The sequence below is a fragment of the Mesorhizobium sp. M7A.F.Ca.CA.003.01.2.1 genome (assembly GCF_003998945.1).
Classification (GTDB): domain Bacteria; phylum Pseudomonadota; class Alphaproteobacteria; order Rhizobiales; family Rhizobiaceae; genus Mesorhizobium; species Mesorhizobium ciceri.
Map to the genome: position 1 here is coordinate 1 of NZ_RZRA01000060.1, position 10,629 is coordinate 10,629.

Annotated in this window: 13 protein-coding genes; 3 read left to right on the forward strand and 10 right to left on the reverse strand. The window is 60.0% G+C overall.

Going from position 1 to position 10,629, the window contains the following annotated elements; translation table 11 throughout:
- The 3 genes from EN969_RS04650 to EN969_RS04660 form a co-directional block, all read right to left on the reverse strand.
- The coding region (locus tag EN969_RS04650; protein ID WP_127419004.1) for an ArdC-like ssDNA-binding domain-containing protein at positions 1-597 on the reverse strand (597 nt) is incomplete at its 3' end.
- A 732-nt stretch (positions 598-1,329) separates the two neighbouring features.
- A complete protein-coding gene (locus tag EN969_RS35835) occupies positions 1,330-1,635 on the reverse strand; it encodes a thioredoxin domain-containing protein (protein ID WP_126057771.1) in 306 nt (101 codons plus the stop codon).
- A 150-nt stretch (positions 1,636-1,785) separates the two neighbouring features.
- The gene (locus EN969_RS04660; RefSeq protein ID WP_210326676.1) at positions 1,786-3,000 is read right to left on the reverse strand and encodes a cation:dicarboxylase symporter family transporter; all 1,215 of its coding nucleotides are present in this window, start codon (positions 2,998-3,000) and stop codon (positions 1,786-1,788) included.
- A 706-nt stretch (positions 3,001-3,706) separates the two neighbouring features.
- Between EN969_RS04660 and EN969_RS04665 the strand changes: the two genes are divergently transcribed.
- Positions 3,707-4,096: a hypothetical protein gene (locus EN969_RS04665; protein ID WP_024505560.1), complete on the forward strand. Its 390-nt coding sequence runs from the start codon at positions 3,707-3,709 to the stop codon at positions 4,094-4,096.
- A gap of 189 nt (positions 4,097-4,285) precedes the next feature.
- Here EN969_RS04665 and EN969_RS04670 read toward each other — a convergent pair whose 3' ends face one another.
- The 3 genes from EN969_RS04670 to EN969_RS04675 all read right to left on the reverse strand — a co-directional run bounded on the left by EN969_RS04670 (position 4,286) and on the right by EN969_RS04675 (position 5,303).
- Positions 4,286-4,531, reverse strand: coding sequence for a hypothetical protein (locus EN969_RS04670; RefSeq protein ID WP_063169243.1), 246 nt, complete (start codon positions 4,529-4,531; stop codon positions 4,286-4,288).
- A gap of 174 nt (positions 4,532-4,705) precedes the next feature.
- The gene (locus EN969_RS36600) at positions 4,706-4,840 is read right to left on the reverse strand and encodes a hypothetical protein (protein ID WP_256754986.1); all 135 of its coding nucleotides are present in this window, start codon (positions 4,838-4,840) and stop codon (positions 4,706-4,708) included.
- Complete coding sequence (locus tag EN969_RS04675; protein ID WP_224570941.1) at positions 4,833-5,303, reverse strand: hypothetical protein; 471 nt, start codon at positions 5,301-5,303, stop codon at positions 4,833-4,835. The genes EN969_RS36600 and EN969_RS04675 overlap by 8 nt, the downstream gene beginning before the upstream one ends.
- Before the next feature lie 599 nt (positions 5,304-5,902).
- On the opposite strand from EN969_RS04675, the gene EN969_RS35840 reads away from it, so the two are divergent.
- Complete coding sequence (locus tag EN969_RS35840) at positions 5,903-6,151, forward strand: DUF6074 family protein (RefSeq protein WP_063169245.1); 249 nt, start codon at positions 5,903-5,905, stop codon at positions 6,149-6,151.
- A gap of 365 nt (positions 6,152-6,516) precedes the next feature.
- On the opposite strand, the gene EN969_RS04685 is transcribed toward EN969_RS35840, so the two are convergent.
- The 4 genes from EN969_RS04685 to panB form a co-directional block, all read right to left on the reverse strand.
- Positions 6,517-7,149 carry an acyl-homoserine-lactone synthase gene (locus EN969_RS04685; protein WP_063169246.1) on the reverse strand — a complete coding sequence of 211 codons (633 nt, stop codon included), beginning with the start codon at positions 7,147-7,149 and terminating at the stop codon, positions 6,517-6,519.
- Between the two features lie 92 nt (positions 7,150-7,241).
- A complete protein-coding gene (locus tag EN969_RS04690) occupies positions 7,242-7,961 on the reverse strand; it encodes a LuxR family transcriptional regulator (protein ID WP_063169247.1) in 720 nt (239 codons plus the stop codon).
- A 98-nt stretch (positions 7,962-8,059) separates the two neighbouring features.
- Positions 8,060-8,968: a pantoate--beta-alanine ligase gene (panC, locus tag EN969_RS04695; RefSeq protein WP_063169248.1), complete on the reverse strand. Its 909-nt coding sequence runs from the start codon at positions 8,966-8,968 to the stop codon at positions 8,060-8,062.
- Positions 8,965-9,801, reverse strand: a complete 837-nt coding sequence (gene panB / locus EN969_RS04700; protein ID WP_063169249.1) for a 3-methyl-2-oxobutanoate hydroxymethyltransferase — start codon at positions 9,799-9,801, stop codon at positions 8,965-8,967. The genes panC and panB overlap by 4 nt, the downstream gene beginning before the upstream one ends.
- A gap of 171 nt (positions 9,802-9,972) precedes the next feature.
- On the opposite strand from panB, the gene EN969_RS04705 reads away from it, so the two are divergent.
- The coding region (locus tag EN969_RS04705) for a hypothetical protein (RefSeq protein ID WP_127419005.1) at positions 9,973-10,629 on the forward strand (657 nt) is incomplete at its 3' end.

Below are 10,629 nucleotides of genomic sequence, written 5' to 3' on the forward strand. Positions count from 1 at the left end.
GGCGAGCCTCTGCCTGAGCGCGAGATGGTCCCGCAGGCCGACGCGAAAATCAGCGCCGGTTGCATGAATGAGCGCCTCGGCCTGCGGGACCATCTCGCGCTCAGGCAGAGGCTCGCCGGCGGCGTAAAGATGTTCGGGCAGATTATCGCACTGCGCGACATTGAAGACGGTGAAGCGCTTCAGGAAGGGCACCGCCTGCGGTTCGTCGCCATCGGTGTCGGCGCGTTGCTTTTCGTTCTTGGGAACAAAGCGGTCAGCGTGAACGATGGTGGTGCCGTGCTCGCCCTTCCTGACATTGCCGCCAAGCGAAAGCGCCTGCCGGAAGGTGAGCCAGTTCTGGCTGGGGAAACCGCGCTCGATGACCGCGCCCCACAGGATCAGGATATTGATGCCGGAATATCGGCGCTGGGTGGCCGCATTCCGCGGCAGGCCGAGGCCTGTCCTTGCCCTGCCCCACGGCTTGACCCATGGCACGGTGCCGCGCTCCAGTTCGGCAATGATGCGGTCGGTGATTTCCTGATAAAGGCTGGCGCCGGTGCGCCCGCCGCTGTCTGCGCCAGCCTGTCGGCTGCCGCAACGTTTGTTGTTTGCACGCATCGTGATGTCCTCCGCTCTACAATCGCGCGCCCTCCCCGGAAGCGGGGTGGGCGGCAAAAGCGACCGGAAAGGCCCGCCGTCGGAGGCGGACTGCATCAGCAGGACCGGAACGGAGTGGAGGACCCGAAAGCGACAAGCGAAGGGTTGCGGGACGCCGCGGCGGGCCTAGAAGGGAGTGCTGCCCACCCTGCGCCAGGGGGAAGGCCACAATAGAAAGACGCCGGCCGACAGGCCGGCGACCGTCAGCAGCCGAAGGCTGCCCCGCGCCAGGGGGCGATGCCGCAGGGCCAAGACCGCCTGAGCTTGCCGAAGAAAAGCGGGCTCGGTTCACGAGCACCCGGCCAGCGACTTCAGGCGCGGGCGCTCAGGATTGTTGTTGGCGCCCACGGCAGCTGGATGACCGCAACAAGATTACGAGGAGCGACAGCAAAGCCAGCTGCCACAAACGGCACGCTCCGGCAACAACAGCGTGGCCGGTCTACAGATGCTGCCCCGCACGAGAGCCAGCACGCTTTGAGCGCGCATCGGCGATGCAAGCGTTGCAAGCTGGCCATGTCCACAAGGTCGGCGACCACTATATCGCCGACCACCAACGCGGGCGTACCGTCTAAGTGCAGACCTTTCGCGAGTGCGCGGACGCGCGCATTTCATCTGCGATGGCCGGATCTTGCATTCCCGCTTGAGCTGCTCAACGTCAAGGCCTACACGCGCTGCGATCTTGAGAGTGACCCTTCAACTGGGGGAAATCATAAGGGCGCGGTGGAATTCGTCGAACTTTCCCTGTTTTCTCGAGGCGAGTGCGGCGAAGGCTGGGAATTGGGAATCCGGTCCCAGGACCGGGAACTGTTTGATCACAAGCTTCAGATTGGGCTCATGCTTGAAGGCTTTTTGGTAGTTGATATCAGCCAGTCTGCAATGCGGACAGTTGTGGTAGTCATTGAATATGACCAGAACGGCATCGCCTTGCGGGTTGCCGGCGATTGGCGAAGGAGATCGTTGTCGAATGCGCCGCTCCACTTTTGCCTGTCGGTCGACCACGCCTGCCGGTGCAGGTTCGCGCTATATTGGCTCGCCAGCAAGGCGAGGAGTAAAAGAAGAGCTGCGACAGTGATGGCAGTCGGCTTAGACATGAGTCTCCAATCCATGGACGGCGTGGCAGCAACGGCCGCCTTTTTGGTGTAAAATGGGTCAGTTTTGATCGTGCCCCGCAGTTGCTACAGGCGCACAGGTGCCGGTGCGATCTGGCGGTTTCTCAAATACGGCTTTGCGCCATCGGGTCCACCCCAATAGCTGAGCGTCGTTCGCACGGGGAATTGTGTTCACCACGCCGGGCGACTTGACCGTCCACCGCCAGAGCGCTGAACGGTCCGCTAGTGAGGCGCTCCCCGAATCGTCGTTTATCCCGCTCGCCCCGGACCGGGTGACAGCCAGCGTTGCCGCTACGCTGCGGAGAAAAACCGTCAGCGCGTGGCATTCGGACATAAGCTGATCGACGCCAAGAATAAGCCCCACGGAGGTGACCGGTGCGGCCGGAACAAGAAAGAGCGTTGCAGCCATTGTGACGAGGCCTGCACCGGTAATGCGGGTTGTTCCGTTCGAAGGGAACAATGCGACAAACAGCATGAGGATCCGGCAGCCGATCGGGAGATCAGTTTTCGTCGCTTGGGCGATGAAAAGGGCGGCGAGCATCATATTCGTGCCGTCCAGATTGAATGGAATGAGACCCACGACCGAATGCGTGGCGCCGGCCTTTTCCATCTTCTCCATGAGCGAGGCCAGCGCGGCCTCTGAGGAGGACATTGCGAGCAGCAGCTCGTCCTTGATGTATCGGACGAGAGAGAAGAGCGAGCGGCCGTTGTAGCGGCAGACCGCGCCGAACAGGATCGAGAGGAACAGGACCGAGAGGAACAAGACTTGCAGGATGTCGCCTTCCGCGAAGGCACTGGCAATCGTTGACGGGATGATGTTCATCAGGAAGCTGGTCACGGACTGCTCGTGAGCCGTGGCCACATAGCCCTTAACGGCTTCGACATCGAGCGAGGCCGGATCGATGTTGAGGCCGGCGCCAGGCTGAACGATATTCGCGACAATCAGCCCGACAAGGAGTGCTAGCGTCGAGAAGGTAAGGAAATAAACCATCGCCTTGGCGGCAACTCGGCCGACCTTCTGCAGATCGCTCATGCCGGCAATGCCGGTCGCCATTGTCAGGAAGATGACAGGTACGGTGATTATCTTGACGACATCGACGAAGGCATCGCAGAGCGGCTTCAGGCTGTGGCCGGTCTCCAAATGGAAATAGCCGATTGCGGCACCCAGGATTATGGCGGCAAGTACCTGCACGTAGGTCCGGGCAAAATGGCGCTTGCGGGGCGCTAAGATCGCGCGGGGAACTCTTGGAACCAACACCGTCTCTCTCCTTGACCGGATCGGGGTGGGGCTCCTCCCTCTCCCATGCAGTGCTCCGGTCGAACGCTGCGCCCACTTCGGCGCAAACGATGTGCCAAATAGCAAGAGGGGAAAACGCGCAGGACCTCACGCAATGCTTGCGATTCGCTCTCCCACACTCGTGCAGTGGTTGCCTGTCGCAACTATGGAAGGGTCGATTCTGGGAACTCCAAAGGCCGCTCTTTGCGTCGACGCAGCTTGGCTGCCTGGAAGGTTCCCTCTTTGCCTTGCGGTCTGCGAGCTGGGTCCAGATGGTCATCATTTGGCTGCGCGCTGCACGGGGCTCGAAAGATTCAATCGAGGACGGGTCCTCTTGGAAAACGGGGGCAGCGTTGGTCAAGCCCTTCCACCCTGCTGTCCCAATGGTGTTCAGAAGCTCAGTTCACGATCAAGCGATGGATCAGCGTCATCTGGCGTTTGCGCCATCGCGGCGGCGTTGCAACGGGTCTGCCAAAGATGAGCAGGCCGCGAGGCAGGGTCCGAGACCTAGACTCCAACCTCATAGCGCGCTCGGCTCGCGTTCGGAAGGTTCGAACCGCAGCACGATCAGGTGGCGACACCGTTGGTCGGAACCGGAACCCGACGAATGATCGTTCGTGACCGACATCTGTGAACAAGCAGTATGTGTCATTGCAATCACCACCCGTTGCGCGGAAATGCCCATATGGCCGTGAATGAACTGGATTTGGTGATTTTCCAGATGGCGGTGGAAAGCGTCCGCTTGCTCTCTTCAAGCTTTGATGAGAAGGCGGCTGAGATAGCCACGAGGAGCCGTGGTAGCCTTCTTTTTGACGTGCGGGTGGACGGTGACCTGGAGGTCCAGCGAGTCGCAGCCATTGGATATCCAGGCGACAAGATCGGTGTGGTGGCATTGGACCGAGAGGGCCTTGTTAGCTGTTGTTGCCTTGTCAATGGCACCTTCTCACCTTTCATTGCACCGTTGGAGAACTGGACCAGCATGCCCCTTTCGATGCAGGCCCAGATCGATGTCACAGGCTATGCGAGGCTCCTTCTGGCCGCCTTGCGAAATGCTGGACATATGCTGGACAGGTAGCATCGCGATGATGTCTGTGATGAGATGGTGCAAACGGCTGGATGAGGCGATCGCTTGCTGGCAGCTTTGGCAACAAAGCGATCGGTGAGTTCGCAATGCTGGAACACGTCCTTTAGACTCTGCAGTTAAGTTAGCGGACTACCATCTGACGAATGCCCTCTGACAGTCTGCATGGCGCGGCATGCCCTCTTAGGAATGCAGCCGTGGTTCTACACCATCGGCTGTTTTTGTGTCGAAGGCGACGGGCACGCCATGAACGAAGGAAGCGGCCGCCAACAGTTCCTCCAACTCGCGGTCGGTGGCCTTGCATGCCGGCATTAGTGTTCGGATGGCGCGGATCGCCTGCGCCATGGAGAGAAAGCGGACCCTTCCCCTGGAAAGGACATAGGCTTCTGCGGCTTTTTCGACGGTGACGGTGTGAAACGAATTGGTCATGACGAATTCCTCCCTGAACCCTGACCAACCCGACTTATGGCACGAATTCGACCGCCTTCAAGCCTATGTCCGATTGCGGACAATCGCTGCGATTCGTTCAAAACCGCTGATGCTTTTGGGCGACCTGGTGAGGGGCAAGGAGACGTCGGCTGAACCCGTTTCAACCGACATGCTTCAGGCAGCGGCCAGGCCGAAATAACGCTGCTCCTCCTTGTCATAAGCGCCATGTGTGAGCTTTATCAATCCGGCACGGTCGATGATCGTGATCTCGCCGCGCTTGGCGTGCACCAGTCCTCGATACTCAAGCATTTGCAGGGCCGTGGTGACCCCGGGCGGTGGGCGCGAGCATGGTCGCCAGAAATTCATGCGTCGGGAGGATCTTATCTCCTTCCGCACGGTCGTGGACCATCAGCTGCCAGCGGGCCAGCCGTTCTTCGACCTTGGAGTGGCCATTGACCAGTGCCGTCCGGCATGATTGGACGAGGAACGCGTGGGCATAGTCCAGCACTGAGGTGCGAAGCGACGGGCTAATCGCAGGGCGAAGGTTTTCAACCGGCAGGCGCCAGGTAGTGCTTTCCTTTCCGAGAATGACGGCAATTCCTTTCATCCCGTCATAGCCGACAATGCCGACTTCACCTTGCCGCCCGCCGGTCATGGTGGCGACCACCGACGCGATGCCCCTCTCGGGAAAATATACGTTCTTGATCGGCTGATGCGCGACCTCCAACTTGTCCTTGATGCCCGGTTCGACGTGATGCAGCGATGGTCGCAAAAGCGCGAAGTCCTGCGGGGTGAGGGCTTCAGCACCTGGTCGCGAAAGAGGGATCGGGCAAGGCTCTCTTCCAACGGGGCAAGAGCGCGTACGTCTTACTGTCGGCTGCACCGAAGTAAATGCCGGCCGATGCCAAAGCATAGGCTTCGAAACGCGCGATTGCAAAGCCCTGTCGGGGCAGTGCAGTCATGCTAGAAGTCGCGCCGCCTACGATAGGCAGCGGATGACATGATTCCCTTCTGCGGCGGCCACCAAGAACGGCTCGGGCACGCTTTAATCGTTCATACACAAGCTCGCAGGAATGTAAGCAGCGGAACAGTCGGGTGATTCGTACCGCCCTGCCCTTTCAGAGATCAAGTCATTGGACGTCAATTCGGCTGGAACGCCTCGTCGAACGGCCCAGGAAAATGCAGCCGGATGAGCAATGGTGGTTCACCTTATGTGCGGTCCCGGATATGCGGTCCGGCGGCTCATCTCCCAATGGCTTGTCGATGGGGAAGTGGAACTCGTCATGTCGCCGCGAACCGTCACCGCGCTAGCGGGGCTCTTTTGAAGACGCCGGTGTTTTTCTTTGTGGAACTGAATCTGTGAGGTGATTGATGCATGAATCAAACATTTGCGTATTTCCGCTGCATCGGCGACGTATATTGGTCGAAAGTATCGCCCAGGCCCTCGAGACCAAGAACGGCGAGGCGGCGAGCGCGTTCTGGCGCTGTGCCGCCAAGAAAATGCTCATTCAATTGTCCGATGTAGGAATTGCGCCAGAGCTCGCTGCGCAGGAGGTTGGAAGCCTTCTTCATGCGGTCTTGGACGACATGGCCAACCGAACGGTAATGCACAAAGCATAGGCTCGGGCGCTGTTGGACCGCGCGTCAGCTCGGGTCCTTATCGGGGGACTGCTCCGACTGGCCGACGGTCCGGCCAAACCGGCATACCGGCAAAGCTTTGAGGTTGCGATCGCTCACGGCGGCCGGTCCAATATTCTAAGACGACCTCAGAAGCCACGTTGGCTTCTTTGGACGAAGCGGAGGGGCGCCATTTTGGCGTGCTCACGCTGGACTGCGGGTTGCGCCTACGGAAATCCAAAGTCCGGCCGCGCGAGCCAATCGACCGGAACAGTCGAAAGCTCGTGGGGCGGGTCCGCTCACCCTCACGGCGGCGGTGGCGGCCGTGAGCAGACTTAACTCAAGTCACGGCTGAGCATCCGCAGGCGCTATGCCGATTGGATGAGAACTGGTTGCCACAACACCGGCCCGTTGAGGCGTCCCCTCCAGCGGATGCGCAAGAGACTGGCGTAGGAAATATCGAGGAAGCCGGCGACTGCCTCGGTGTTGCCGACCTGCTTGGGCTGTCCGATACGTGACAACGGCCAGGTCGCGAGACGAAGGATCCTTTCGATGCGCGTATCTGTCACCGTTACGATCCCGGAGAGATTGTTGGCCAAGCCGAATTCGATGATCCCCGCGAAGAGCTCGTAGGTTGCTTGGGCCAGGCCGCCAGCTGCCTTCGGCGCTGTCGCAGGGAGATCGAGCGCGAAACGACTACTCTCCCAGATATCGGCACTCGCAGGGACCACCATCTCATCCAGCAGCGTCGGAAACGTATCGCGCAACATTGTCGGTCCGGTGGTCGGCAAAAGGCGGACGCAGCCGCAAGTTCGCCAATCGGACCCCTTGAGAAGCAGGTAGACGGGGTTCAGGCTGTCAAACGAGTCCGTTTCCATTTCGCCTTCGGTCTGCACTTCCCAATCGAGCCGCTTCTTGAAAACCCGATACCTAAGTCCGTGCATTTCCTTGAGTTCGCTCGCAAACTCGGCGTAGCAGTCGGGTGTTATCAGCTGCATCATTGTCGTCTCCGTGCGGGATGTGTCCACGCAATCGAAGGGCAAAGCCGTCATGAATGCAGCCTGTAGACCTTTACAGCTAGACTTGGAGAGGATCAGGATCTCGCCCGAGCAGCCATCCGCACTACGGCCTGGTTGATGGTTCGCACGCCAAGCTTCGCCTTGGCGTTTTCCTGATGGAAGGTCACGGTGCGTTTCGAGACACCGAGAATCTGGCTGATATCCCAGGCCGACTTGCCGCACGCCGCCCATTTCAGGCACTCGAACTCCCGCCGGGTGAGCATTATGCCATCTACCACGCAATCTTCGGCGAGCCTGCGCCGGGCATGGATATGAACGTTGATCGCAACCAGTTGCATTGCTTTTTCGTAGCGCGTCAGCGACCTCAGAAATGGCGGATGCGCCTCGTTGGAGGCGAAGGTCAGTGCGGCGAACCGGCCGCGATGATCATGCATCGACATGGTCAGTCCGCCGCGAATGCCGAACTCAGCTGCTTTTTCCAGGACTTCCTGCTGAGAGGTCGGCAAATAACGGTGATCGCGGTCCACACCCCAGTCGAAGGTATCCCAGCCCCGCAGTCCCCGCAGGATCACGGGATCCACGCTGTGGTAGCGCTGTTGCAGGTAATGTGATGTCCATGATGATGGATAATTCGAGATCAATCGCGGCCTGTCGCCGGAAGCGGATGGGTAGGTGAAATAAGCGAAGAGCGGAAAGTCGAACCCGGCTGCGGCGGACGCCATTGCCTCATGGAGATCGACGGCATCGACGCTTGCAGAGAGTTGCTCGACCAAGGTTTCAAATACGCGATGCATCTGCGCTTAGCGTACCTCGCGGAGGTTGCTGGAAGCCGACGGAGACGTGGTTCTAAATGATGGCCTGTCCCTGCAGGGCATACGACGCGCCGCCGTCATCACCGCAATTGCTGTGCTGCTTCCGATTGGAGAGAGCTCCGCCCACCTGACCAACTACCGATGGGTGATATTGCGACGTTATCGATGAGCCGCGTGTCGCCAAGCCAAGCCGCAGCAAGCAAGCGTGCCGGTCGGTCAAGGCTTGCTAACGATTGCAGGTCTGTTTCTCCGCGAAGCTCCAGGTATTCGAGCTCGCGATAGCCGGCAGCCAGAATTGCTGCACGCGCTTCATCAAGCGTAGGCAGGATGGGGGAGCCGCGTGCAAGCCGCTCGGCCGTATCGAGCAGGACCGATGCTAGTTTTGGGGCAATGGCGCGTTGGGCTGGGGAGAGCCGCACGTTACGCGACGATAGCGCAAGACCATCGGCTTCGCGGACTGTCGGACAGGGCACAATAGTGATCGGAATGTCGAGATCCCGGACCAAGCGCCTGACAAGCTGAAGTTGCTGAAAATCCTTTTCGCCAAAAAAGGCGAAGTCAGCGCCGGCCTGCAGGAAGAGCTTGGCCACGACCGTCGCCACGCCATTGAAATGGCCGAGCCGGAATGCGCCGCAAAGGCATTCGCTGATGCCGGACACTGAAACGGCCGTGGCGAAGCCCACCTGGTACATTTCCTCTGTGTCCGGCACATAGAGCAGATGCGTGCCCAGCAGAGCGAGCTTGGCAGCATCGTCGCTTTCCGTCCGAGGGTAGGCAATCAGGTCGGCGGGGCTGTTGAACTGCTTGGGGTTTACGAACAGCGTCACGATCACCCGCTCGGCCCTTTCGAGCGCCTTCCGCACGAGGCTCAGATGCCCGTCGTGCAAGGCTCCCATGGTCGGCACAATACCGATCGTGGCACCCGAGCGACGCCATTGCGCAACGACGCCGCGCAGCTCGCTCACGGTTCGAGCGATCGGCACGCTCATGTGAAGTCACCGGCCTTCAAGGCGTTGACATAGAGATGTTCGACCGCCGGAAAGTGCCGGTTCCGCATATCGGTGGCGTAAGCGGCGATTGCCGCCTCAGCCTGCTCACCGAGCTCGGCATAGCGTTTGACGAACTTCGGCCGAAATGAGGTGAAGAGCCCGAGCATATCGTGGCTCACCAGAATCTGGCCGTCGCAAGCTGGCGAGGCACCGATGCCGATGGTGGGTATGTCGATATCGGCGGTTATCTGCCGTGCAAGCTGCTCCGGTATCTTTTCCAGCACCAAGGAGAAGGCGCCAGCTTCAGTTACCGCCCTGGCGTCGCGCCTGATCCGCTCTGCATCGGCTCCCCGGCCCTGCACACGATAGCCTCCAAACGTGTTTACCGCCTGCGGCGTCAGGCCCACATGGGCCATGACAGGTACGCCGCGCGCGGTAAGGAAGCGGATGGTTTCCGCGATGGTCTCGCCGCCCTCGATCTTTACCGCTGAACAACCGGTCTCACCCATCACGCGCGCAGCGTTGCCGAAAGCGTGCTCTGGGCTTTCCTCGTAGGAACCGAAGGGCAGGTCGACGACCATCAGCGCGTGTTCAAGGCCGCGGCGAACGGCCTGTCCGTGCATGATCATCATGTCGAGCGTGACCCCCAGCGTCGACGACAGGCCGTGCAGCACCATGCCGACGCTGTCGCCGACAAGAACGATGTCGCAGTGGCGATCGAGCAGCCTCGCGACCGGCGTGGTGTAGGCCGTCAAGCATACAAGTGGCGTCTGGCCTTTTCGCGATCGAATATCTGGAGGAGTCATCCCTTTTATCTCACCAGCCGCGCTCAACCGAGGCCCCTTCCCTTACGTTACCAACAGCGGGTGTCGCGTTTGGCATATTTTTGTGCGACTGCGAAGAGCTAAAAACAGCGCTTGAGTACTCCGGTGTTGACGTGCTGGCTTCCAAGGTTACATTCAATCGATTAAGGCGCTCCGTTGGGCCAACCCGCTTTCGCAAACATGGATCCTCAGACAAGAAGAACCAAGAAAGGCAAAGCCGCCGTCAAAGCTGACGAAGCCAAAGTGGACCTGACTGCCGTCGTGGTCGCCGTAAACGACAGTGAGCCCTGTGTCCTCACAGTCGGTCATGCGGACACCCTCCCTTCTGGACCTTTTGCCCTTGAGCATCGATCACTGCAGTCGGGTTTGAGGGGGTGGGTGGAGCAGCAGACCGGCCATGCACTTGGATACATCGAGCAACTCTACACCTTCGCCGATCGCGATCGCATCGGCACTGAGCGCCACCAGCGCGTCATCTCAATCAGCTATCTCGCATTGACCAGGAAGGAACAGGCAACGAACTCGGCCGCGTGCGGCTGGCAAAGTTGGTACGAATATTTTCCCTGGGAGGACCACCGCTTCGGCACGCCGCCTGTGCTGCTCGATAGATTGCGGCCCCGCCTGATTGAGTGGGCCGGCGGCGCCAGCGAGCCGACCACTCAACGCGAGCGCCGGCAGCGCGCTGCGATAGCCTTCGGCTTCGACGACCGCCATTGGAACGAGGAACTCACGCTCCAACGCTACGAGTTGCTCTATGAAGCTGCTCTGATTGAGGAGGCCGGTGGCGGCAGGGACGCGATTGCGGCCGCGGCTGGCAAACCAATGGTCGCTGACCAC